The sequence below is a fragment of the Halalkalicoccus paucihalophilus genome, from assembly GCF_001593955.1.
GTDB classification, from domain to species: Archaea; Halobacteriota; Halobacteria; order Halobacteriales; family Halalkalicoccaceae; genus Halalkalicoccus; species Halalkalicoccus paucihalophilus.
Window position 1 is genome coordinate 182688 of sequence record NZ_LTAZ01000012.1, and the last position, 23587, is coordinate 206274.

The 23587-nt window shown below is 56.8% G+C and carries 19 protein-coding genes and 2 pseudogenes; 8 read left to right on the forward strand and 13 right to left on the reverse strand.

Translation table 11 applies throughout. The features are described 5' to 3' along the window. Position 1 precedes the first annotated feature (1 nt). From HAPAU_RS15365 to HAPAU_RS15370, 3 genes and pseudogenes are all read left to right on the forward strand, one after another. On the forward strand, positions 2-1300 hold the full coding sequence (locus HAPAU_RS15365) for an RNA-guided endonuclease InsQ/TnpB family protein (protein ID WP_066384556.1): 1299 nt from the start codon (positions 2-4) through the stop codon (positions 1298-1300). Positions 1301-1312: 12 nt separating this feature from the next. Beyond that, positions 1313-1468: pseudogene (locus HAPAU_RS23000) on the forward strand (DUF7437 domain-containing protein); the annotation flags it as partial. Positions 1469-1850: 382 nt separating this feature from the next. Continuing rightward, positions 1851-3383 (forward strand): TrkH family potassium uptake protein, encoded by a 1533-nt coding sequence (locus HAPAU_RS15370; protein WP_066384558.1) that lies wholly within the window; start codon positions 1851-1853, stop codon positions 3381-3383. Between the two features lie 94 nt (positions 3384-3477). Here HAPAU_RS15370 and HAPAU_RS20055 read toward each other — a convergent pair whose 3' ends face one another. The 3 genes from HAPAU_RS20055 to HAPAU_RS15375 all read right to left on the reverse strand — a co-directional run bounded on the left by HAPAU_RS20055 (position 3478) and on the right by HAPAU_RS15375 (position 5130). Continuing rightward, positions 3478-3675, reverse strand: a complete 198-nt coding sequence (locus HAPAU_RS20055) for a hypothetical protein (RefSeq protein ID WP_157078498.1) — start codon at positions 3673-3675, stop codon at positions 3478-3480. 8 nt (positions 3676-3683) lie between these two features. After that, a complete protein-coding gene (locus tag HAPAU_RS20060) occupies positions 3684-4142 on the reverse strand; it encodes a universal stress protein (protein WP_169802669.1) in 459 nt (152 codons plus the stop codon). 205 nt (positions 4143-4347) lie between these two features. Then, positions 4348-5130, reverse strand: coding sequence for an Lrp/AsnC family transcriptional regulator (locus tag HAPAU_RS15375; protein WP_066384559.1), 783 nt, complete (start codon positions 5128-5130; stop codon positions 4348-4350). A 182-nt stretch (positions 5131-5312) separates the two neighbouring features. Here HAPAU_RS15375 and HAPAU_RS15380 point away from each other — a divergent pair, with 182 nt between their 5' ends. The 3 genes from HAPAU_RS15380 (at position 5313) to HAPAU_RS15390 (ending at position 10966) form a co-directional block, all read left to right on the forward strand. Then, on the forward strand, positions 5313-7586 hold the full coding sequence (locus HAPAU_RS15380) for an amino acid permease (RefSeq protein WP_066384560.1): 2274 nt from the start codon (positions 5313-5315) through the stop codon (positions 7584-7586). 124 nt (positions 7587-7710) lie between these two features. Then, positions 7711-8463: an Lrp/AsnC family transcriptional regulator gene (locus HAPAU_RS15385; RefSeq protein ID WP_066384561.1), complete on the forward strand. Its 753-nt coding sequence runs from the start codon at positions 7711-7713 to the stop codon at positions 8461-8463. Between the two features lie 97 nt (positions 8464-8560). After that, positions 8561-10966: an amino acid permease gene (locus HAPAU_RS15390; protein ID WP_066384564.1), complete on the forward strand. Its 2406-nt coding sequence runs from the start codon at positions 8561-8563 to the stop codon at positions 10964-10966. 1180 nt (positions 10967-12146) lie between these two features. On the opposite strand, the gene HAPAU_RS15395 is transcribed toward HAPAU_RS15390, so the two are convergent. From HAPAU_RS15395 to HAPAU_RS15405, 4 genes are all read right to left on the reverse strand, one after another. Then, positions 12147-14153, reverse strand: coding sequence for a heavy metal translocating P-type ATPase (locus tag HAPAU_RS15395; protein WP_245634174.1), 2007 nt, complete (start codon positions 14151-14153; stop codon positions 12147-12149). A 495-nt stretch (positions 14154-14648) separates the two neighbouring features. Next, positions 14649-14846 (reverse strand): heavy-metal-associated domain-containing protein, encoded by a 198-nt coding sequence (locus HAPAU_RS15400; RefSeq protein WP_066384567.1) that lies wholly within the window; start codon positions 14844-14846, stop codon positions 14649-14651. A gap of 777 nt (positions 14847-15623) precedes the next feature. Beyond that, positions 15624-15761: a hypothetical protein gene (locus tag HAPAU_RS22035; RefSeq protein ID WP_211263599.1), complete on the reverse strand. Its 138-nt coding sequence runs from the start codon at positions 15759-15761 to the stop codon at positions 15624-15626. An 18-nt stretch (positions 15762-15779) separates the two neighbouring features. After that, positions 15780-16022 carry a hypothetical protein gene (locus HAPAU_RS15405; RefSeq protein WP_245634168.1) on the reverse strand — a complete coding sequence of 81 codons (243 nt, stop codon included), beginning with the start codon at positions 16020-16022 and terminating at the stop codon, positions 15780-15782. A 373-nt stretch (positions 16023-16395) separates the two neighbouring features. Here HAPAU_RS15405 and HAPAU_RS15410 point away from each other — a divergent pair, with 373 nt between their 5' ends. After that, complete coding sequence (locus tag HAPAU_RS15410; RefSeq protein WP_066384569.1) at positions 16396-17799, forward strand: permease; 1404 nt, start codon at positions 16396-16398, stop codon at positions 17797-17799. 88 nt (positions 17800-17887) lie between these two features. Here the strand turns inward: HAPAU_RS15410 and HAPAU_RS22040 are convergent. From HAPAU_RS22040 to HAPAU_RS15440, 6 genes and pseudogenes are all read right to left on the reverse strand, one after another. Beyond that, positions 17888-18483, reverse strand: a pseudogene (locus HAPAU_RS22040) (permease); the annotation flags it as partial. 72 nt (positions 18484-18555) lie between these two features. Beyond that, entirely contained in the window at positions 18556-19911 is a 1356-nt protein-coding gene (locus tag HAPAU_RS15420) for a multicopper oxidase family protein (protein ID WP_084383792.1), read from the reverse strand. Positions 19912-20003: 92 nt separating this feature from the next. Then, on the reverse strand, positions 20004-20390 hold the full coding sequence (locus HAPAU_RS15425; protein ID WP_066384577.1) for a DUF302 domain-containing protein: 387 nt from the start codon (positions 20388-20390) through the stop codon (positions 20004-20006). 88 nt (positions 20391-20478) lie between these two features. Then, positions 20479-21501 carry a potassium channel family protein gene (locus tag HAPAU_RS15430; RefSeq protein WP_066384581.1) on the reverse strand — a complete coding sequence of 341 codons (1023 nt, stop codon included), beginning with the start codon at positions 21499-21501 and terminating at the stop codon, positions 20479-20481. 151 nt (positions 21502-21652) lie between these two features. Next, a complete protein-coding gene (locus tag HAPAU_RS15435; RefSeq protein WP_245634169.1) occupies positions 21653-22366 on the reverse strand; it encodes a DUF4396 domain-containing protein in 714 nt (237 codons plus the stop codon). A 68-nt stretch (positions 22367-22434) separates the two neighbouring features. After that, a complete protein-coding gene (locus tag HAPAU_RS15440) occupies positions 22435-22788 on the reverse strand; it encodes a four-helix bundle copper-binding protein (protein ID WP_066384584.1) in 354 nt (117 codons plus the stop codon). A 326-nt stretch (positions 22789-23114) separates the two neighbouring features. On the opposite strand from HAPAU_RS15440, the gene HAPAU_RS15445 reads away from it, so the two are divergent. Then, positions 23115-23468, forward strand: coding sequence for an SHOCT domain-containing protein (locus HAPAU_RS15445; protein ID WP_066384669.1), 354 nt, complete (start codon positions 23115-23117; stop codon positions 23466-23468). The last annotated feature ends 119 nt before the right edge of the window (positions 23469-23587 follow it).

Here is a 23587-nt window from a genome sequence, read left to right on the forward strand (position 1 = left end):
AATGTACTACGCCTACAAGTACCGTCTCAAGCCGTCCGACGCCCACCATGAGGAGTTGGACCGCCACCGAGACATTTGTAGGCAACTCTACAACCACACGCTTTACCGCCTCAACGAGTACCAAGACGAACACGGCGAACTGCCGTCCATGACCTCCCTGCGGTCGGAACTACCCGACCTCAAGACGTGGTGGGACGGCCTCTCCGACGTGTATTCGAAGGTTCTCCAAACAGTCGTGGAACGCCTGTTCGACAATCTCAAAGGACTCTCCAAACTCAAGAAGAATGGCTACGGCGTCGGGATGCTCAAGTGGAAGCCACCACGAGAGTTCCGCAGTTTCACGTACAGTCAGTCTGGCTTCAAGCTTGACAAGAAGGGCGGTCAGACTGTGCTGTCGCTCTCGAAACTTGCGGACGTTCCGATTCGGCTCCACCGTGACATCCCTGACGACGCAAAGCTCAAGCAAGTCACGCTCAAGAAGGAACCGACGGGCGAGTGGTTCGCCACCTTCGGCGTTCAAATGGACCGAGAACCGCCTGAGCCGCCTGAGAATCCCGAGAAGTGTGTCGGTATCGACGTGGGGATTCTCAAGTACGCCCACGACACCGACGGCACGGCGGTCAGGTCGCTTGACCTCTCGAACGAACGTGAACGCTTGGAGCGCGAGCAACGGAAGCTCTCGCGGAAGCAACACGGGTCGAACAACTACGAGAAGCAACGTCGGCGAGTTGCGGAGTGTTATGCCGACCTCCGTCGGAAGCGCCGCGACTTCTTGCACAAACTCTCGGCGTACTACGCACGGGAGTACGACCTCGTGGCGGTCGAAGACTTGAACGTGAAGGGGATGCTGGAATCGCCGTCGAACAGTCGCAATACGGCGTCTGCGGCGTGGCGAACGTTCCTCTCGGTGCTCGAATACAAGTGCAAGCGAGAGGGGACGCACTGCGTGGCGGTCAACCCGAGAGGGACGACCAAAGAGTGCGCGTCCTGCGGCGTCTCAACGGAGAAATCGTTGTGGGTCCGTGAACACTCCTGTCCTGCCTGCGGGTTCGAGGCGGACAGGGACGCGAACGCGGCGTGGAACATTCTTTCTCGCGGCCTCGAAGATATAGGAGTGGGATACTCCGAATCAACGTCACCAGAACGCGAAGCGCTCTGGTTGGCGAACGAATCGCTTAGCGATTCGTCAACGCCTGTGGAGACTGCGCTCCCTGTGGATACACCTGTATCTGCAAAGCGCGTCGTGGAAGCAGGAAGCCCTACCCTCAAGGAGCGAACGGCTGATGCCGTGAGCGAGTAGGGTAGTTCACACGGCCTTGCTACCTCACTCGAATACGCAGATGAGTACGTCAAGAGGACAGTCAACCATCGAATCGCTGCCAGGCAACTCAACCTTTCGCCGCTTGAGGCTGAAATCATTCTACAGGCACTTGAGCTGGTCATTGCAGAGTACGCTCTTGAGGAGTAAGCTACCACTCCCTGAAGGACGTGGCATTCCGCGTGGACTCCCGTTCTAACCTGCTAGAGGGATAGGCGACTACTCACCATTCACGTTCATCATCCTACTGTTCAAGCGCACGCCTACGGGTGCGCCTCTACAACCAGACTTTTGCTGGTCGCGGAGATACTTCAGGCCGATATTCTTCGCGGCGTTGTAATTTCTATAGTAGATACTGAACGTTTCTTAGAATACGTTTTGTTCATGCTACGCAAAAATGAAGAAAGCACTTTACAGGCATGCTTGTCCTCGCCGTATCGACATCGCTTTCCAAAGTCACTATAAAGACTCATAGAACGATGATAAACACCTCTCCACGACACGAGTGGTCCATGCTCAACCTAGATGACCGATGAAAACACACGTCGATTATCGTGCCAGTTCCAGCCTCGTCGGCACCGTCCTCAAGTACATCGCCCTCGCGTTGCTGTTCCCCATCGCCGTCGCGATCTTCTATCGCGAGAGCGTTCTGCCGTTCGTCACGACGATCCTCGTGGCGATCGCCGTCGGCACCGCGCTCGAACGCCTCGACTCTGAACCCGATCTGGGCCATCGTGAAGGATTCCTGTTCATCGGTCTCGTCTGGCTTGCGGTGCCGCTCCTTGGGACCCTTCCCTACCTCATCGCCGGCGAGGGGACGGTCGCCCACCCGGTGAACGCGCTGTTCGAGTCGATGAGCGGCTTTACGACGACCGGGGCGACCGTCCTGGGCGATATCTCCTTCGAGACGCATTCCCGATCGATGTTGATGTGGCGCCAGCTCACTCAGTGGCTCGGCGGGATGGGGATCGTCGTGCTCATGGTCGCCATCCTGCCCCAACTCTCGGTGGGTGGAGCACAGCTCGTCAAAAACGAGGCACCGGGCTTCGGAATCGACAAACTCACGCCGCATATCAATCAGACGGCACGCGCGCTCTGGGGAGTCTATATCGCCTTTACCGCCCTCGCTTGCCTCCTCTACTACGGGCTTCATCTCACGGGAATGGCCCCACAGATGGACTTCTATAACGCGATCGCTCACGCGCTCACCACGATGCCGACCGGCGGTTTTTCGCCAGAAGCGAGGAGCATCGAGGCGTTCTCGCCGGCCGTCCAATGGATGGTCATGCCCTTCATGATTATCGCCGGTACTAATTTCGCCCTCCTCTGGCACGCCCTTCATGGCCGGCCCAACAGGCTGGTCGAGAACGCCGAATTCCGGACCTATCTCGCCGCAATGGGTGTCCTCGGCGCGCTCGTCGCGACCCTCCTGTTCGTCGGGGTTGGGCTCGCAGAGATCCCCGTCGAGATCCCTCCCCTTTCGGGTAACGTCGAACACTCGGCACGACAGGCGCTGTTCCAGATACTCTCTATCGTCACTACCACGGGTTATGCCAGCATGGACTTCAACACGTGGAGCCCGGTCACACAGTCGATCCTCCTGTTCGCCATGTTTCTCGGGGGGTCGGCAGGATCGGCTGCCGGTTCAATTAAGATCATCCGGTGGTACGTGATCGGCCGCTCGGCCGGTCGGGAGCTGTTTACGACCGTCCATCCTGAGGCGATACGACCGATTCGATTCGGTGATAAGTCGCTTGACGAAAATACGATTCGTGGCATCTACGTGCTCGCGCTTTCGTTCTTCGCGGCCTTCGCCCTATCGACACTCGTGATATTCCTCGATGCAATTCGAACCGGAATTCCGCTCTCGAGCCTCGAGGCGATGAGCGTTGCGATGGCCACGCTCGGGAACATCGGACCGGGATTCGGGGTTGTCGGTCCGATGGACAGCTATCTCCCGTTTTCTGCAGCGGCGAAGGTCTATATGGTGTTTCTCATGTGGATCGGCCGACTGGAGATCCTCTCGGTGCTAGTATTGCTGACGCCGTCGTACTGGCGGAGCTGACGGCGAATCTAGTTACTGGGTCTAGTCGATCTTCTCGTATCGTGCTGAGTCGTATCCCATTCAGGAAGGGAAATCTCTTCAGCAGTGTCGCGTTTCAGGTTGATTTCTTGAGGACGTGCAACGCTGCCCAGAGTACCCAGAGAACGACAACGATCCCGATGACAACGAGTTCCTGGCGAACGATCAAGTCACCCGTTATCTGGAGGACGATATACTCTACGAGGAGGTAGGCAATCAATGCCGCGAGAATATCCCACATCGATATCGGATCTCTAATGCGCGGTCGTCTCATTTTTTTCATTATTCGATTTGTGTTGCTTCTGTGGGGCGCGGAAGAACGAGTATTGGATGCTGGGTTTTGTTAATGAGCTTCCACCCGGGATCGCCCGATAGTAACGCGACCAATCGGCCCTTTGGGCGCGGGACGAATACGATACAGTCAACATCGCAGTCCTCTGCAGCTGCGAAAATCGTTGCGATGAGGTCGACTCCTTCCCGTAGTTCTGTTTCGACGGTGACTGTCGACCCAGCAAATTCCTCTTCGACAATCGCCAGTGTGTTTCGTCCGTGTTCTTCTAGCTGTTCAAGTGACGCTGCTGCTGGGCCTCCTTCTCGCCTCTCAACAACATACAGTGCGACTATCTCTGCGTTGTCTTCGCTTAGATGGGGACGTACAGCAGTACACGTCCTCTTGGCATCGTCTTCGTTCGCGACTGGAAGCAGTATTCGGTCAACGGTTGGGCGGGTTGTCTGGGTCATGATATCACTGAAAGGTTGAGGGGTGGTAGCTGGCAATCGATGTGCTACCGCACTGTGGACACTCCTCAGGCTTCGTGGCAAACCATGTACCACAGCGGCGACATTCATAGAGCATCGGATCATCCGCGGCTACAACTCGAATCAGCACGGAGAGCCGCTTTCGCAGTGGATCCAGTGTCATAATAGGATGGTTGACTATGGTTGGCTACGACGTTTCGTCGCCAAGAAACGCGTCGAGTGTTCCATCTTCGATGCCAGCCTGGGCGAAGACTGTCACGACGTCATCCGCCCAAATCTCCGTCTCGCCATGGGGCGTAAGGACAGTCCCATCACGCTCGATAGTAATAATGAGGATGTCGTCGTCAAGGAGATCCTGTTGACCGGCCTCTTGGAGTGTAAGACCGGCTATCGGTGCGTCAGTGCGGACGGTAACCTCGGTGACTTCGGAATCCCCGGCGAGACTAATGAAGTCTGTCGGTGGCTTGCGCGGTTGGTCGTCGGGTCCGAATGGCGCGTAGGGAACGTCCGATTCGTTTTGGACGAGTACCTCATCTTCGATCTCGACCCCTAGCTCCGTGATTGATCGCCCGATCCGATGGAGATCGTCCGTATCCCGTCCGACCGCAAGTATGTGAAGGTTCATCCGCCCTCCCATCAGCTCACGGACATTGATGACACCGGGAAGTGTCTGTACTTGCTGGGCGATTATTTCGCGTTTCTCAAATGGTGCATTACACATGAACAAATGCGTGAATCGGCCACCAATGCGTTCGAAATCGACCTGTGTGTGATAGCCTGTGAGAATATCGTTGTCTTCGAGGCGATGGATTCGATTCCGGATGGTGCCAGCGGAGACGTTGACTTCCTCTGCAATCATCGGAGCGGACGTATCCCGCGCGTTAGTCATCAACGCATAGATGATCCGCCGGTCAATTTCGTCGACCCGATACGCTGTATCTGTTTGTAATTCGTGAGCCTGCTTGTTCATACCTCACGGAGGCGATCCAGCAATAAATAGGTACTTGATTCATGAATCACCAACCACATACTAAAATATTGTGTATCCACTATTCAAATCGTCGTATTTATGCTTCTGTACTCACTCGACACGATTGTGACGGTCGTTGTCCCGCAGGGGACTACCCGTCTCATTGTATTGGTGTTGATATAATGTCTGACAATAATCAGGAACTCGCAAAAGACCTTGGACTGTTGTCCGCAATGACGATCGGTATCGGGACGATGATCGGCGCTGGGATCTTCGTGCTACCCGGTGTCGCCGCTCAAGAGGCAGGACCTATTGTCGTCGTTTCGTTCGTTGTTGGCGGACTAGTCGCACTCGTTAATGCCTTTTCCGTCGCCGAACTCGGCACTGCAATGCCGAAAGCCGGCGGTGCCTACTACTGGATCAACCGCGCGCTCGGCCCCGTATTCGGGTCGATTGCCGGTATGGGTGACTGGATGGGGCTTGCCTTTGCGTCGGCATTTTATTGTATTGGCTTCGGTGGCTATCTCACCACGTTCGTTCCGTTACCGACTGTCTTCTTTCTTAACGAGGTCCAACTCGGTGCGTTGCTTGCGGGGGCGACGTTCGTCGGTGTCAACTACATTGGCGCGAAGGAGACCGGCGGTGTCCAGAGCGTTATCGTCTTGGTTCTATTGGGGATTCTCGCTGTGTTCTCCATCGGTGGGTTCCTCACCTTCGATTACGCGACGCTCATCAGCGATGGCGGATTGGCACCCTTCGGATCGAGTGCGATCCTTCCAGCGACCGCGCTCGTGTTCGTCTCCTTTCTGGGGTACGCGAAGATCGCCACCGTTGCCGAGGAACTCAAGAATCCCGGGAGAAATCTTCCGATCGCAGTCATTGGTAGCGTTGCGATCGTCACTGTGATCTATGCCGTACTCGTGACAGTGATGGTCGGAGTAGTGCCATGGCCTGAACTCAGCCTTGAAACGCCGATCTCGCAAGCTGCGGATATCGCCTTCGCCGATGTCGGTCTTCCCGCCGCGATCGTCGCTGGAGTCGCCTCAATGATGACCCTCGGGGCGCTGCTTGCAACGGCCTCTTCAGCGAACGCCTCGATCCTCGCGTCGGCCCGAATCAACTTCGCGATGGGCCGTGATAAGCTGATCAGTGACGCACTCAACGAGATTCATCCGAGATTCGCTACACCGTACCGCTCGATCCTCGTCACTGGTGCGATCATTATTGTCCTTATTGCTGGACTCGGTAACGACCTTGAGATACTGGCGAAAGCAGCGAGCGTCCTTCATCTCATAGTCTATGCGCTAATGAACGTTGCACTGATCGTCTTTCGCCGGGCTGATATCCCCGACTACGAGCCTGACTTTACCGTACCGCTCTACCCGATCACACCGATTGTCGGGGCGCTCCTCTCGCTTGCGCTGATCGGTTTCATGGCTCCCGTCGAGATCGCGCTTTCGGCACTCTTTGTCGTCGTCGCGGTTGCGTGGTACTTCCTATATGCCCGAGCAGAGACTGAACATCAGGGGCTTCTCGGTCAGTACATCCTCTCTCAGTCGGAGGAAGTGCCCGGTATCGCAGTCTCCGCTGCTGAGGCGGTACGACCCGACACTGCGGACTACCGGGTGATGGTACCGCTTGCGAACCCCCGCACTGAGAGTAACCTGATCTCGCTTGCAAGCACGCTCGCGAAGGCAAACGATGGGATCGTTCATGCTGTTCACATCGTCCAAGTTCCCGATCAGACGCCACTTCAGCAGGGTTCGAAGCACATTGAGCGGATCGATGCCGAATCCAACAAGTTACTTGCTGCTGCCCGCGAGGACGCCAAAACGTTCGGCGCGCCCGTCGAAACGACGACGGTCGTCTCTCACGAGTCCTTCGAGGAAGTGTTCAACTCCGCTCGACGGACTGGGGCCGACACCGTCGTCATGGGTTGGAGTGAGGATCGCCCGTGGGCTGCTGGCCGCGCTGAGAGTGCCCTCGACGAGCTCACGCACAACCTGCCGTGTGACTTCCTCGTTCTGAAGGATCGCGACCTCAGTGTTGATCGAGTTCTCGTCCCCACGGCAGGCGGTCCCGATTCCGATTTGAGTGCCGAGGTCGCCCGCACGCTGCGCGATCAGGTCGGCTCGAAGATCGCGCTGTTGTACGTCGTCGACGGCGAGGACGAACGTGCCAAGGGCGAGGCGTTTCTCACGGAGTGGGCGGTCAGTCATGATTTATCGGACACGGAGGTCCTCATCGACGAGTCGGGTAATGTCGAAAGAGCGATCGACCGGGCCGCAGCGGAGCGCGACCTTGTGATTATTGGAGCGACCGAGCGGGGCCTGCTTTCGCGATTGCTCAGTGCCTCACTCGTCTTCAATGTCGTCGACGAGGTCGAATGTTCCGTGCTGCTCGCTGAGCGCCCCTCGAAGCGTTCACTCCGCGAACGGCTATTCGGCTCCAAGTAGACGACCGCGGCGGATCTTGAGGACTACTCGTTTTAGTTCACTCTAATCCTCTTTAATCGTGACACTCGGTCAGGAGAGAACAAGAGAAGAAAGGACTGAATGGGTACCGCAATAAGAGACGGCTATGCAAGCACGACTCGATGATATTGATCGACGTATTCTCTATTATCTTCGTGTCGACGCACGAAACACGACGGCTCCGATGATCGCAGAGGAGGTTGACGTGTCAGCGGCGACCATTCGAAATCGCATCGACCAGCTCGAAGAAAAGGGGGTTATCCAAGGGTATCACGCCGACATCGATTATGAGATTGCCGACGGAAAACTGATGAATATCTTTCTCTGTAACGCCCCGACGAATGTCGACGATATTGTCGCTCGTGTGCTACAGGTGCCCGGCGTAGTCCACGTCCGCTCGACGATGACTGGCCGTGAGAACCTCCACGTCCAGGCAATCGGCGACAATACGCAGGACCTGACCAGAATCAAACAGGAACTCGCAGAGCTCAAACTTGAGATTGAGGATGAGGGGTTGGTCAACGGTGAGTACTACCGACCCTACGATCAGTATGGCCCGGCCGAAACCCACGATCTGAGCCCGTTGATGGATTTCATGCGCCTATCAGGCGGAGCGGAGGTAATCGAAATCCCGGTCATAGAAGATACACCCATCGCTGACAAAATGATTAAGGATGCCGTTGCCGACGGAATCCTTGGTGAGGACGTCCTCGTAATTGCCGTCGAACGTGAGGACGAGGTCATTACACCCCGTGGCGAGACCTCCCTCCAAATTGGAGACGTCGTCACAGTGTTTTCGCGACAAGGGGTTCAAGATGAATTGCTTGAGGCGTTCACTGGGATTTCAAGTGCACGCTAATCAGATTTCTTCGAAAAACAAAATACAGGCCGAATATATTTTCGCTAGTTGATAGTGACTGCAGTGGATTTTTGAATCCGGATCTGGATTTTCACGCGTGGTAGAGAAAACCCGTACTCTTGACTTCAAGATCGCGTTCGCGCTCGGTCTCGGGACCATGATCGCCGCCGGTATCTTCTCGCTGTCGGGGCGAGCGGTCTACGAGATCGGCTCCAGCGCCGTCATCGCGTTCGTCATCGCCGCGCTCATCGCCAGCATCACCGCCGCCAGTTACTCCGAATTCGCCTCGATCTACTCCGAGAACGGCGGCGGGTACCTCTTTTCGTCACGTACCTTCGAAAACGAGCACCTCCTGTTCGGGATCGGCGCCTCGCTGTTTATGGGCTACTGTGCGACGACCGCCTTCTATCTCGGGACGATGGACCACTGGGTCGAGCAGTTCGTCTTCGCACCAGCCCTCGGACTACTAGGATTGGGGGAAATCCACCTCCCTGGCGGAGTGTGGGGAATCCTCACCGCGCTCTTGCTCGGTGGCCTCAACGCGCAGGGAACCGAAGAGAGCGGTACCTTCCAATTGATGGTCACCGGTGCGAAAGTGGCTGTTCTCTTCGCCTTCATCGGCGGCGCGGTCGCCTACGCTGGTCCTACCCAAGCGACGACCACGTTCGCTACCGGATTCGAGTTCGGCGACCCCGCTGGAATCGTCTCGATCGCCGCGCTGGCCTTTATCACCTTCTTCGGGTTCTCGGCGATCGCCGCAAGCGCTGGCGAGATTATCGAGCCCCGGAAAACCGTCCCGACGGCGATCGCCGCCTCGATCGTCACGGTCACGGTCCTCTATACGTTCGTCATCGTCGCGATGGTCAACGCCCCGGTCGATGACTCGGTGCTGCGGGCCGGCGAAACGGCGATGGGGACCGTCGCCGCTTCCTTCATGGGTCCAGCCGGCCAGGCGCTCATCGTCGCGGGCGCGATCTTCTCGATGGTCTCGGCCTCGAACGCTTCAATTCTCGCTGCCTCAAGTATCGGTGACCTAATGGGTCGACAGGGTCAAGGGCCGCGTTCGTTCTCGCGCATCCATCAGGAGTACAACACGCCCTTCTGGAGCATCACGGCTGTCACCGCGACCATTGTAACGTTGATTGCAGTGTTCGTCGGGCTGTTCCCCGCCGAAGGCGGGCTTTCGGGGACAGTTCCATTCACGCTCGGACTCGAAGGACTAACCGGCTTTGCGAACATGAACTTGCTCGCGCCGCTCGCGGTCGTCAATGTCGCGCTCATTGTCAGCCGGCGGCGCTTTCCCGACATCGATCGGCCGTTTTCGGTCCCGGCGTCGCCGTGGCTCCCGATCGTTGGTGTTCTCGCGAACCTCGCGCTGATCACCAACCTGCCGCCGATCGGCATCGTCGTCGCCGCGATCGTCGAGGCGACGCTGGTCGGTGCGTATCTCGTCTGGGGCGGCGCACCTGATCGCGAGGAACTGATCGAGAAGACTGTCACCGCCCGGCAGGTCACCGCGAATGGCAGCGGTCAAGCTCGTCGGATTGAAACGACCGACGCGCCGTCGATTGGCGTCGAAGGGACTGCAACATCGGAGGAGATCGATGGATCGATCACTGAGGCCGAGTCGGCCGACGAGGACCGATATGAGATTCTCGTCCCAGTCGAACGGCCCGATCGGGCGGCACACTACGCCCGTCTGGCGGCCGACGTCGGCCACCTGTACGGTGATGACCCGGTCGTTCGCCTACTCAACGTCACCGAGATCCCTGAACAGACCGAGAGCACCGCCATCGCGGAGACGGCAACTAAGCGCGTCGATCGAATCGAAGACGAACTGGGCGACATTCGGGAGGACCTTGATGTCACTGTCCTCGTTGAGGGCCACATCAGTCGTGACGTCGCGTTCGACATCCTCACGACTGCCCGCGAGGAGTCCGTCAATCGGATCGTTATGGGCTACCCGGAGAAGAGGCCCGATATCACCGAGAGTGTTGAGTACAAGGCGCCCTGTGACGTGATTTTCGCGAGCGCAATGGACGACGCGCTCGATCTCTCGACCATCACCATCGGGGTCGGTGGCGGCCCCCATCACGATCACCTGCTCGACGTCGCGAGCCTGCTTGCTCATCGTGGAACGACGGTTCACGTTGTCAACGTCGAACCGACCGGCACGAGCGGCACTGCAGAAGACGTCGAACGGACGCTCGAGCGCTTCGACGATCGGGATCGCGTCAAGGTACATACAACCGAATCCGAAGAGATCGCTGACGCACTGATCGATGTTGCAACGGCAGTTGACGGACCGCTGCTGGTGGGCGCATCGCGTAATCGGGTGTTCCGTCGGTTCGTCTTCGGGAGCAATGCTGACAAGGTCGTTCAGAGAGCGTCTGATCTGGACTTTCCGGTACTGGTTTACGCCAGTGAAACCGGACTGCGCGGTCAGCTGCAGTCCGCACTGTTCACTCCCTACAGGTACTTCCTGAAGCTTCAACGCAACTGAGACGGGACGAGTACAGAAACCGACAATGAGACGACTACGTATTAGAAACCCACAATCGATTTGGGATATTCTTACCGTGCTCGGTCTCTATCTCCTCTTGGAGTATATCGTGCTTCAGATAACGGGTGAGATGATAGTTCGCCAGGAACTCGTTATCATCGGGATTATCGTCGTTCTCTGGGTGATATGGGCCGTGTTTCAGATACTAAAAAAAGCAACTTAAAGTGAGAGACTAACGGATTCTGTCTATCTAATAATTTGATCGATGAGTACCATCTGAATATCGATGGTTTCATGCTCAAAGATGGAAGAGAGCTCTGAAAATCGTGGATTCTGGAAATAATATCCTAAATAATATAATTATGGATCATTGCTATATACTATAATTCTTTTAGTAGAAATATTGAAAGAGGTTGTGATCAATCTTAGTTATGAGATCAAGATCACTGATCGGATTCAGCCCCATGTTTCCTGTTATCTATTACGATCGTTAGGCGTGCAAGGCATACCATTTTTTAACTTGTGATCCCAGAATTTGGAGGGACTACCGTTGGATCTTTGCGAAAGTAGTTACAAATGACTCCCCAACTCGTTCAGATGAATTCGAGCCTCCGAAGCACTCAGTTAGTGCTCGGGTCGTAGAGAGTATCGAACGCGTTTGTGTCACTGGAGTTCGGGTATCGATTCCTATTTTACTTGTCTCAATGAGTTGTTTTTTGGTTATCTTTTTGTAGGATCTGTTTTCGTCTATCTCGGTCTCTGGTCCCCGTCGTATCCATTTCTCTCTTTGACTGGAGACATCTACTGTCATGGCTAGGGTACCTTGCTGGTGGAGCCTTCTGTCTTGGAACCAGTTCGTTCATCGTCCCCCGGCGGAAGAACTCATCGGAGGCCGGAACGTTGACGTAGTCGACCCCCCGTTCGAGACACGCCTCGAGAGTCATCTCCAACTGATCCACGCACATTTCGTCGGCCTCTTCACGAACACGAGCGTACGAGTCCGCCTCTTAGAGGTCAAACGCGATGCTAAAGACGTGGTCGACGAATTCGATAGCAACAGCGATCGGCTGCGTCCGTCGCGACCAGCGATGATCACTGCGCTCAGGTCGTCAGAAGCAGTGGCCAGTTCCCCCGCAATCGTATGACCGACCGACCCCTAGTCCCCGGACGATCAGTGTCGTCATGCCGAGAGATTGACCCCCTTGAGTCGTCGGGCGTTGATCGCGACGATGACCGTCGAGAGCGACATGAACACCGCGCCGATGGCCGGCGACAGGAGGATGCCGATGGGGGCGAGGATCCCTGCGGCCAGCGGTAGCGCGAACACGTTGTAGCCGGTCGCCCAGACGAGGTTCTCCTGCATCTTCCGATAGCTCGCCTTCGACAGGCGAATGAGCCGCACCACATCTAGGGGGTTGTTGTCGACGAGAATGATGTCACCCGACTCGATGGCAACGTCGGTCCCGGAACCGATGGCAATGCCGACGTCGGCTCGCGTGAGTGCGGGGGCGTCGTTAACGCCGTCGCCAACCATCGCGACCAGTGTCCCCTCTGACTGGAGCGCTTCGACCTTCGTGTCTTTCTCCTCGGGGAGCACCTCCGCGAAGTACTGGTCGATGCCGAGTTCCTCGGCAACGGCCTTCGCGACGTCCTTTGAGTCGCCGGTCAGCATCGCCACCTCGATACCCATCCCGTGCAGCGCCTCGATGGCCCGCCGACTCTCCTCGCGGATGACGTCCGCCAGGGCGAACGCCGCCACGACCTCGGATTCGTCCCGAACGAGGTAGATGACGGTCTGTGCGTTCGCGCCCGCCTCATCCGCGAAGGCGACGATGTTGTCGGGGCGCTCGATGCCGAGTTTCTCGATGAGGTTGGGTCCACCGAGGTGAACCGTCTCGCCGTCACTGGAACCCGGACCGGGTTCCGGCTGGTTCGAAAGCGCGTCGCCCGCTCGAACGTCGACGGTCGCCCTGACGCCGAGGCCGCGGAGGTTCTCGAAGTTCGAGACGCCCGCTCGCTGGACGCCCCGCTCTTCAGCGGCGTTCCGGATGGCGCGAGCGATCATGTGTTCGGAGTCGCTTTCGACCCCCGCAGCGATCTCGAACGCGCGCTCCTCGTTCCAGTCGCCCGCCATCTCGACGCCCACGACCCCCTGTTCACCCTTCGTGAGCGTTCCGGTCTTGTCGAACATCACCGTATCGAGGTTCCGGGCTTCCTCCATGGCGATGCGGTCACGGATGAGCATCCCGTTCTGGGCGGCAGTCGAGGTGTTGATAGCGACAACGAGGGGAACTGCGAGCCCGAGCGCGTGGGGGCAGGCGATAACGAGGACGGTCACGACGCGTTCGAGGACGGTGATATTGAACCCCGTGGTGACGACCCACGCGATGGCCGTAATGCCCGCGACGGCGAGCGCGATGTAGAACAGCCACCCCGCTGCGCGGTCGGCGAGCAGTTGGGTCCGAGATTTCGATCGCTGGGCTTCATCGACGAGGCGCATGATGCCCGCTAGCGCCGTCTCCTCACCGGTCTTCGTCACGCGAACGCGAAGGCTTCCGTCTTGGTTGACCGTGCCAGCGACGACCTCCGACCCCGGTTCCTTGTCGACAGAGCGGGACTCCCCGGTAATCATCGATTCGTCGACCGAGGACTCCCCCTCGGCCACTTCGCCGTCCGCAGGTACGCTCGCGCCCGGGCGAACGAGGACGACGTCGCCCTCGCCGAGTTCGGAGACGGGTACCTCCTCTGTGTCGCCGCTCTCAGTGACGCGCTCGGCGGTATCGGGCATGAGTTTGGCCAGCTCGTCGAGCGCGCCGGAAGCCTGCCGGACCGAGCGCATCTCCATCCAGTGGCCTAGCAGCATGATGTCGATCAGCGTGACGAGTTCCCAGAAGAACGGCGTCGTTCCCTCAAGGAACAGACTCACAATGGAGTAGACGAACGCGACGGTGATGGCCAGCGAGATGAGCATCATCATCCCCGGCTCACGGTTCTTGAGTTCTGTCCGGGCCATCGAGAGGAACGGCACCCCACCGTACGCGAAGATGATCACCGAGAGGACGGGCGTGATCCAGACACTACCTGGGAACGTCGGCGCGGTGTAACCGAAGACGTCCTGGATGAACTCGCTGAAGAAGATAACCGGAATCGAGAGGACGAGCGACACCCAAAACCGCCGGCGGAACATCTGTTCGTGGCCCGTGTGGTCCGTGTGCGCCCCCTGATCTTCCTGCCCTCCCCCGTGGTCGTGTGCGTTATGATCGTGTTTGTCCTCTCCAGTATAGGCGTGGTTGGTCTCGGCGTGACTGTGTCCGGACTCGGATTCGTAATCCTGATGTGTGTGTTCGTCGGTATCTCTGGGTTCCGTGGTGGTTTCGCCCATCCGGTCGTGGTTCGCGTACTCGGGTGAGTGAGATGGCTTTGTGGCGGGTGAGGAAACTGTCGCTTGTATCCCTTTATCTGCTTCTAACTGGCAAATACGGCAGCAGTAGACGGGTCCCTCGGAATGAATTTCCGGCAAAGAGACCCGGGAACGCTCGTGATCTGGGTGGTTGCTCATGGCTTGAGTATTAGTGTCGCTCCCCATTATTCTATCCGGGGCCTGATACTACGTGGTATGATCAGGGGGAAGCGGATCGGAGGAGATTGGCGGGGCGGTCGTTCGCGAACGCTCCCGGTGCTCTCAGGTGTGGGCGGTGTACCCAGTATCTTCGACGGCTTGGAGGAGTGCTGTGACGTCAGCATCGCCATTGACCCTCGCCTGTTCGGCCTCACGGTCGGCGGTGGCGTCAGTTACGCCAGACACGCCGTGAAGCGCCTCTTCGACCGTCTGTTCACAGTGGCCGCAGGTCATTCCCTCAACGGTAATGGTCGTCGACATACACGAGTACGTACGCACCCCTCTCTTATGCGGATTCTCCCTTCGAACCAGTGGGATACAGGCGACCTAAACTTTGGAAACGAATGTATTTCGTCAAGATCCTTTAGCTTTCGCGGTGCAGGCGGGTAAGTCTCTTTCTTCAACGAGCGGCGACGAAGGAGCCGCGAGGAGGGAGGAGATACACCCGCCGTTATCGTCTGAAGTCGTGAAATCGGCAGGCGTACTACCCCTGCGGCCGTATGGGGTAGGAAGACACTCACCACGGTTCCACCGTTGTTTAAATGCGACAACAAGCGTGCATCGGTTGGTGTGGCCGGAGTGTCGCATGCGGTAGAAGTGGTTCACTCTGAACCGCCCAGCGAGGGAAACGCCTGCGGAGTCTGGAACCGCTGTGCCTTCGGGTGCAAGTTTCGACGCAGAAACAGGAAGCGCCGACCTCAACGAAAGCGCGTAGCGCCGGAGTAGGTCGGAGTAGTTCACTCAGTCGTCGCCGTAGGTTCACTATGCGCGACCTCGACGAAACCGACCTCAAAATCTTCCAGATCCTGATGTCGAACGCTCGTCGGTTTGGCGCTTCTCGCGTTTCCGACGCTCGTCTCCGACCGATTCATCTGGCAGTATCTCTGGGCCCCAGTCGGCGCATCGACGCTGTCGGCCAGTCAGTCACATACGAGGGATTCGAACGGTGGCAAGCTGTGAATGAGAGAAGTACGCTGTCCCCGTCCAGACCGCCCCGTTGGGATAATCGATGTAGGGGAACTGACCGTGCAGGTCGGCCTACAACCTGGCGACTTCTTCGCGCTGGTGGAATGGCGCACTCTCGCACGGGCGGTTGTCGAGCGTGTCGTATTCGGGTCCGTAGTGCTCTTCGGGGCTGGCATCGATGACGATCTCCGCTTTGTCGGTGCCGTACATGGATGTCTCCATCGTCTCCTACCGCGCGAAGATATTGTACAGCCACGCGAAGGCGTACACGAAAACGAAGCTGCTGACCGCTGCCTCAACCATACCAGCCACGGTCCCGACGACGGTCGGCTCGAAGAGTAGGTGCCACTGTTCCATCATCGCGACCGCGCCCTCGTAGACGCCGATCGCACCGAACACGCCGAGCAGGAGCATGACGACCGTAGAGACCGCAGCCGCCGCTCCGGCGAGCGCCAGTGCATCGAGGTGCATCACACGACCAGTCGAGTCCATCTCATACGCGTCTTGGGCTATGGTAGTAGTACCCATGGTGAGAGATACGCCCGACTCGTTCAATCGATTTTCTCTTATTATTCGAAAGCAGGGGCCACTTCGCCTGAAATACGGGGATAGAATGGAAAAGGACGACACGGCATCCTGGTTTTTGCGCTTTCTCTATCAGAGGAGCTAGCAGCGGTCGATGACTGGAACCAGTTACTACCAGTGGTTGATACCAGAAACGCGATCTCCGATCGGTAGATCACAGCCGAGAACTGACTATACCCTCGAATCCACAGTTAAGAGTGGCTACAGCCCTATTTTATTAAGAACAAACGACAAAACAGATGGCTGCGATAGTCTACATATGCAAGCTCCCCTCGTCGACGGACTCCTTGAGTCGTTGTGGATCGGCGTCGGCTTCCTCTGGACCGCCGCGTGGGCGATCATCATGGGCCTGGTGATCACGAGCCTCATCCAGGTCTACGTTTCCAAGGAGCGGATGGCCAAGGTCCTCGGAGAGGAAAATCTGAGTGGACTCACGAAGGCGACGGTGTTCGGCGCCGCAAGTAGTGGCTGCAGCTTCGGGGCCGTCGCTATCGGGAAGGGCTTATTCAAGAAGGGGGCGCACGCGGTGAACGTCCTTGCATTCATGTTCGCCTCGACGAACCTCATCGTCGAACTCGGCCTGATGATCCTGATCCTCCTTGGCTGGGAATTCTTGGTGGCGGAACTCCTTGGCGGTGTCATTCTCATCGCCGTAATGGCACTGCTCGTCCATCTGACGCTCCCTGAGAACCTCTTCGATCAGGTTCGCCAAGAGCTGAACCAGCGCGATCATAATCAAGAAATTACCGAGGACCCGACCTGCGGGATGGAGGGCAAAGACGAGTACTCGCTGGTGACCGACGGAGGCGAGATACTGAAGTTCTGCTCGGAAGGCTGTATGGAGACCTATCAGCAGGAGGCCGCAAGTAGCGGCGGGTGGCGCGACGAACTGCTCTCGTGGGGCGGATGGTACAAACTCGGGAACCAGTACCGCAAGGAGTGGTCGATGATCTGGAAGGACGTCGTCGCGGGCTTTCTGATCTCGGGGTTCGTCATCGTGTTCGTCCCACAGTGGGTCTGGAATGCACTCTTCCTTCAGGGCGAAGGGCTGCTCGTGAGCGCCGAGAACGCGATTATGGGCGTGGCCATTGCTGTCATCAGCTTCGTCGGGAGCATTGGGAACGTCCCCTTTGCTGTCGCGCTGTGGGGCGGTGGCGTCAGCTTCGCCGGCGTCATCGCGTTCGTCTATTCCGACCTCATCACGATTCCCGTTCTGAACGTCTATCGGAAGTACTACGGCTGGAAAGTGATGCTGTACATCCTCAGCATCTTTTTTGTGACAATGGCATTCACGGGCTTTCTCATGGAGGAGTTATTCAACGCACTCAGTATTGTCCCGAACCTCGCTGGCGGACAGACGGCCTCCGAACAGACGTATTTCGAATTCAACTACACCTTCTACCTCAACATCATTGCGTTTGCTCTCTCTGGATTTCTCGTTTATGTCTATCGCCGAGGGTTGGGTGCACCCGGCCAGTATCGCGACCCGGTCTGTGGGATGCGGACCGACGATAGCGGGCCGAGTCTCACCCACGACGGCGAGACGTACTACTTCTGTTCGCATCAGTGCAAGCGATCGTTCGAGAACAATCCCGCCGAGTTTGTTCAGCATCATCCGCAGGTCTCAGGAGCGGGTTCTTCCCAAGGACATGAGCATCACTGAACACTGTAGCCGGTCTCCGTTCGCGTGGCAAGGCTGAACAGAGTCTTGTCTAAGAGGATCAAAGCGGGTACAGCACTGTCTCGCCAGCGGGGTCGACCTCCATCCCACAGACGGGGATTCTGGACGGTCGAATCGTTCTCGTCTCGGATGTTCTCTCGGGCCTGCTCGATAACCTCGTCGGGCGTGAGGTAGACGAAGCCGAACGTCATCAATCCGATCAGCATGAATCCACTGATGAGGTCCGCGACAATGAGCTGCCAGCCCAGCAGGATGCAGATCACGATGCCAATTTCGATGACGAGGTTCATCAACGTAAACATGAACGCGCCGATGGTCGCGGCCGCCGACCCACCCTCTTTGAAGAGGCTCTTCGCGATCGCGATCACGCTGTACGAGCACGACGACGAGACGACCCGGACAGCGACCCGTAGCCAACCTCGCGTCGTCCGTGGCCGCCAAGTGGGTCCGCGACCTGTTCGTTGGACGTTCAGGCCTCGACGCCGCCGCCAATGGCGAACTCGACCACGAGCACCCGTTACCTGATCCACGCCATCGCGGCCGTCGTCGTCAGAAACTGGCGCGTGCTCTCGACGAAGAACGGCCACAAGGGCTTCGATGTGTGAGGACACCGTGTACGATCGTCACGAGCACGATGACGGCGAGGACCGCGTATTCCTTACCCATATGTAGATATTTAGACTTCGATATTTTACGAATCTTTGGCTAGTATTCATCAATGTTCTTGAACAGATATTATTATTCAATATATTGTATCACTCGGGCCATTCCGGCCTCAAGATGATAGAGATTGTGACAGTGAAATAGCCAGCTTCCGGGATTGTCAGCAACGAAGTCGACCGTCACCTCACCCATATGGCCAGGAACCATAACTGTGTCCTTAACCGCGTTCCCGACTTGAAAGAAGTGTCCGTGCAGGTGCATCGGGTGAAGGACAGGACTGTGGTTTTCCATTCTAATCTGAACGTGTTCCCCTTCTCGAACGGAAAGTGAGTCGGCGTCGGGATATGCCTCTCCATTAATCAACCACTCGGCAGAGTCACGACTCGCCGACAGCGTCAGATCGAACGTTCGATTCGGCTCTCCATCAATACCCTCTAGCGGTGAGAGCGCCTGAAGATCGCCATACGTCAGTTGTCGTCCATCCGATGATGGAATGGTCGGTGACTGTGACTCACTGCTCCCTTCATACGAGAGAACGGCGGTTGCTGGCGGTTCATTGCCGTCGAGAGCAGTAGCGCGCAGTTCCCATAATCCGGGATTTTCGGCATTGACGATCGCGTCGTACCGTTCTCCGGATCCAAAGACGAACGAGCTGACGGTAACCGGCTCAACGGGGCGTCCATCAGCATGCGTAACCGTTAGAGGATGATCAGCGACCTGTACTTCAAAGGCTGTTGCACTGCTCGCATTGATGAAACGGAAACGAACACGCTCGTCTTCTTGGACGGTAAATGACTGCGGGTTTTCAGGTAAGCGCCCGTTGAGGAGAAGGCCGGTATAGTCTGGTCGCCTATCGGCCATCATACCACCACCCATTCCACCTGATCCACCACCCATTCCGCCGCCACCCATGCCTCCAGTAGAGCCCGTGTTGGAGAGTGGTTGCGGTTCTCCTTCCAGGTAGTCGTCGAGAACGACAGTATATTCACGGTCGTACTCGACGTGCGGTTCGGTCTCCTCGATCACGAGTGGTGCTAGAAGTCCACGATCGAGCTGGAGGCCTACGTGGCTATGATAGAAGAACGTGCCCGCTGGTTCTGCCCGGAACTTGTACGTGAATGAATCGCCGGGTTCGACTGGTTCCTGCGTAGCGTCCGGAACGCCATCCATCCCGTTCGCGACAGGGATTCCATGCCAATGGATCGTCGTCTCCTCGGGAAGGTCGTTGGTTAGTTCGACTTCGAACACATCTCCTTCGGGCAGCCGAAGTTCGGGACCGGGAAACTTATTGTTGTAAAGCCAGGTGTCACTGGCTGCGTCCTCGCTCGGTTGAACGGTACCAACTGTCGATCGCAACGTGGCGGTCGTATCGGCTGGCTCAGAGGGTGGTGAGCGCGGCGACGCCAGTTCAGGATCGCTTTCGGGCGTCATCCCATCGAATGTCGAACAGCCTGCAAGAGCGCTCACGCCCGCTCCGGTTAGAGCTTGGAGGAACCGTCGACGAGGAGCCGACCACCAGTCGCTCACAGTGAGTGGAGGACCCGCTCGAATCGTTCGGAGACATCCTCAGCGATTGGATCAAGGTCGGGGTTATTGGCTATTCCGACGAGTTGATCCGGATCGACTGCACTCACAGTAACTGTTCCCTCCTCCGTCTCGTAGACGATGACATTACACGGAAGGAGTGCTCCCAGCTCAATTTCGTCTTCGAGTCCCTCGTAGGCAAGCTCGGGATTGCACGCGCCGAGAATGCGATACTGACGAAACTGCCTGTCGAGTTTCTTCGCGAACGTCGCCTGGACATCGATATCACAGAGGACACCGAACCCTTCGTCTTCCAGAGCATTCATCGTCTTCTCGACGACCGTATCGAACTCGCCGTCGACCTTCTCTTGTATAGTATATCCCATACTATACATAACAGCCTCGGTAGTAATCACTATTGCGCCGAGAGGCGATTCGGAGTCGATCGGTTCGGAGCAATCGGTACTGTCATAGTTACCCGTTTTCGGCTTCTTCCGGAGGGATTTCGCTAGAGGGCCATTGCCGGGCATCCGAATTGATAAGGCCAAGCAATGTGCGCCGACGATTGGTCAGCGTCTCGAGCTCTGCAAGGAATGCCTCGTTGGTAGTAGTCGGAAGGCCGCTCTCACGAAGAGGCCCGAGATCCGGTGGCGGTGGAGCCTCATCTGCAGGATGTATGAACGCGCTGTGGAGCGTCTCGAGGTAGCTCTGGACGCTCGAACGGGCATTCGTGACAATCACATTGTTCGGTCGGTACTCTTTGGAAATACCGAAGCAAAATATCGTCAACGCCTCATCGAGGGCTGCAATCGCAACTACTGGTGACTGTTCGGCCCGCTGACTGTAGAAGTAATGAAGAACCGGGTAGGCCTTGTGGTTCGAGGTCAGGGTGTTCAGTTGTGAGACATACGTATCCAGCGGAAGATCGAGCCCGGAAAACCCCTCACCGTCCCACGCCGTGCGAACGAGAGCGTTGCTGTGTGTCCCGAGGCCGGTCACACCGCTGGCAAACGAGCGCTTCTGCGTGACCGCATCAAGGACCGACAACGTATACGAGACGGTTAGCGTGACCACGAGCATCCCGCTACCTGTCGCGAGGACGGTGACGAACTGCCAGATACCCTCTCGCGGAACGAAATCACCGTTCCCCAATGTAAACATCGTGTAGCCGGCGAAATAGAGGCGATCGGACCACGAGATCGGGCCCCTGTTCATCGTATCTATGACTGTGCTTTCTCCACCAGCGAAAACGAGTGTCCAACCACCCCAGAGGAGGGTAATCCAGACGAGAAGAGTGAGTACGAAAATCACCGGTCCAGCGAGTGCGAGGGCTCGCGAGTTCTGCCGACAGACTCGCCGAAACACTCGCCACGTCCAGGCCATCAATCGGGACGTGAGCGGACCAGCACCGCCTTCGACCCACAGTGTCGTCCACAACAAGTCGGACGCGGCGCTCACAAGAAGGACAATTCCGATGGCAAGAAAGAGCCACTTCATCCTGTGTGCCCTCTGGGGCAGTCTACGTATCTCTCTGTTAGGCTGTTTTCGCTGGGTTGCCTGGCGTTCATCCTTTGGTTCGGCGGCAGGGTTCGGGTTCCTCTATTCATGATCGAGCGATGTGCAAGTATCTGATCCGCCTCCAAACTGATTACCGCATCTCCTGCGGATTCATCATCCCTTCTTTTACACCCAGTGAGATCAGACCGACGTTAACCGGGTACGCTGCAATGAACCCGATCGACAGCGAGAACGCCATCGCCATCCAGAACAGGATACTCCCAATTCCAGCAGTACCCGCCAACAGCAGGTCAGTACCGATAGCCGCGATTTCCATGACTGTGATACTTGGCGTTTCGCTGAAGACGGCATCCTTCGTGGCCTCCCGGAAACTCTCGCCTTCCTGCATCAGCGGCCCAATATTGAGCCCGTAGCCGAACAGGTATGCGAAGCCGAACGTGATCAGAACGACCCAGACGGTATTCAGCGCGAGAATGCCCTGTGCGAGAGTAATACCGACGATCTCACCCGCACCACAGCCTGAATAACAGTGACTGGTTGAGCGAGACCCCCGTCGCCAGAACGAATCACGACTGATCTGAGTTCGGCCCGTGTACCAGTAGATGGCGAGTCCGATTGGTCCCGAATAGAGAACGGTGAGCGTCCACACGAACTTCATCATCGATGGGAGCGGCTGGTTGTTCGTCCTGAGATCCCACCAAAGGCCACCCAGCGATGTGATCACGAGGAGCGCCCAAATGGCTGCGACTACCGGATCCGAGAGGATTGGTTCGAGGACTACTCTGACCGGTTCGAACGCTCGTTCAATGCGCAGTCCAAACTCGAGGAGCCACTGTGGAAGCACTGACCCCTGAAGAAGGACTGCGACTAGCAGTTGGAAAAACATAGGGTGGTGAAACGTGCGGTTCGGAGTTAGTCCATCGCCTCGATCATCTCGCGGCAGGCGTCGGCGCACTCGGGCAGGACCTCCGCACACAGCTGGCAGTGATCGTGGTCGTGCTGTCCGCACTCTTCAGCACACGCCTCACAGGCCTCAGCACACAGCTCGGCAGTTTGGGTGTGGAACGCCGAGTCACGCGCACACATCCGCGCACACTGGGTCGCGAGGTCGGCAACGTCCCGACAGAGGCGGAGACACTCAGCCATGTCTTCACCATGATCAGCACACTCGTCGGCACACCATTCGCATGCTTGGGCGGCCTCGAGACAACTGTCGATACACTGTTCCATTTCGTCGGTGAGGTGGTCGATCTCTGAGAGTGCCATCGCATCTCTATAATCAACGTACTTCTTTTCCTGGTTTTCCCCTTCACTGCTGCTGGGAGCACAGGGGCGAAACTTATGAATATTAAATCGCCGCTATAAGTGCTTGTATCTCGGACGGAGGGATATTTATCGCCAAATAATATATATTATATTAATTGTTGGACTATAAATTAGTAATATCCTTCGTGTATTGGCAATTGAGTACAGAAATAGTCCCTAATCTGCTTCAGATATCGGTGATCAGGATCTATTTTCATTAGAAATCACAAGGCCCTACTACCATCTTGAGAACAAGAATTATTAGTTAGGATATTGACTTCTATATGATGGCAAACGATAGTTCGATTGTCCGCCTCTTCTTTCTCATTGGCTTTATCATACTGCTCGTGCCGCTTCTAATGATGGTGTTGTTCATGCCTATGATGTGGGGAATGGGTATGTGGGGTCAAATGGGGCAATGGGGTGGTCTGTCAGGGATGGGTTGGATGGGGCTTCTTATGTGGTTTTTCCTCTTGCTCATAATTATCGGAACCAGCTATATCATTTATAAGATATTCCTTGAAACGAATGATCAAGACACAGATCCCGCGCTCAGAGAACTGCGTATCTCATATGCTCGTGGGGAGCTCTCCGAAGAGGAATTTGAACAACGCCATGAACGTCTCCAGAGAGAAAACTGATTGATATCTTCCACGCTATGAACAATGTGGAATCTCGACCACCTTGAGAACCTCACCTCTTGGGTTGTCTCCCGTTCGTAGTTAGTGAGAGCGACAACGAGACGAAGGAATAGCGCGAG

What these genes read in the sequence shown, in the direction of transcription:
- HAPAU_RS15365 (WP_066384556.1), top strand. Translation starts at nt 2, where the DNA reads ATGTACTACGCCTACAAGTACCGTCTCAAGCCGTCCGACGCCCACCAT.
- HAPAU_RS15370 (WP_066384558.1), top strand. Translation starts at nt 1,851, where the DNA reads ATGAAAACACACGTCGATTATCGTGCCAGTTCCAGCCTCGTCGGCACC.
- HAPAU_RS20055 (WP_157078498.1), bottom strand. Translation starts at nt 3,675, where the DNA reads ATGAGACGACCGCGCATTAGAGATCCGATATCGATGTGGGATATTCTC.
- HAPAU_RS20060 (WP_169802669.1), bottom strand. Translation starts at nt 4,142, where the DNA reads ATGACCCAGACAACCCGCCCAACCGTTGACCGAATACTGCTTCCAGTC.
- HAPAU_RS15375 (WP_066384559.1), bottom strand. Translation starts at nt 5,130, where the DNA reads ATGAACAAGCAGGCTCACGAATTACAAACAGATACAGCGTATCGGGTC.
- HAPAU_RS15380 (WP_066384560.1), top strand. Translation starts at nt 5,313, where the DNA reads ATGTCTGACAATAATCAGGAACTCGCAAAAGACCTTGGACTGTTGTCC.
- HAPAU_RS15385 (WP_066384561.1), top strand. Translation starts at nt 7,711, where the DNA reads ATGCAAGCACGACTCGATGATATTGATCGACGTATTCTCTATTATCTT.
- HAPAU_RS15395 (WP_245634174.1), bottom strand. Translation starts at nt 14,153, where the DNA reads ATGTTCCGCCGGCGGTTTTGGGTGTCGCTCGTCCTCTCGATTCCGGTT.
- HAPAU_RS15400 (WP_066384567.1), bottom strand. Translation starts at nt 14,846, where the DNA reads ATGTCGACGACCATTACCGTTGAGGGAATGACCTGCGGCCACTGTGAA.
- HAPAU_RS22035 (WP_211263599.1), bottom strand. Translation starts at nt 15,761, where the DNA reads ATGTACGGCACCGACAAAGCGGAGATCGTCATCGATGCCAGCCCCGAA.
- HAPAU_RS15405 (WP_245634168.1), bottom strand. Translation starts at nt 16,022, where the DNA reads ATGCACCTCGATGCACTGGCGCTCGCCGGAGCGGCGGCTGCGGTCTCT.
- HAPAU_RS15410 (WP_066384569.1), top strand. Translation starts at nt 16,396, where the DNA reads ATGCAAGCTCCCCTCGTCGACGGACTCCTTGAGTCGTTGTGGATCGGC.
- HAPAU_RS15420 (WP_084383792.1), bottom strand. Translation starts at nt 19,911, where the DNA reads ATGACGCCCGAAAGCGATCCTGAACTGGCGTCGCCGCGCTCACCACCC.
- HAPAU_RS15425 (WP_066384577.1), bottom strand. Translation starts at nt 20,390, where the DNA reads ATGGGATATACTATACAAGAGAAGGTCGACGGCGAGTTCGATACGGTC.
- HAPAU_RS15430 (WP_066384581.1), bottom strand. Translation starts at nt 21,501, where the DNA reads ATGAAGTGGCTCTTTCTTGCCATCGGAATTGTCCTTCTTGTGAGCGCC.
- HAPAU_RS15440 (WP_066384584.1), bottom strand. Translation starts at nt 22,788, where the DNA reads ATGGCACTCTCAGAGATCGACCACCTCACCGACGAAATGGAACAGTGT.
- HAPAU_RS15445 (WP_066384669.1), top strand. Translation starts at nt 23,115, where the DNA reads ATGGCAAACGATAGTTCGATTGTCCGCCTCTTCTTTCTCATTGGCTTT.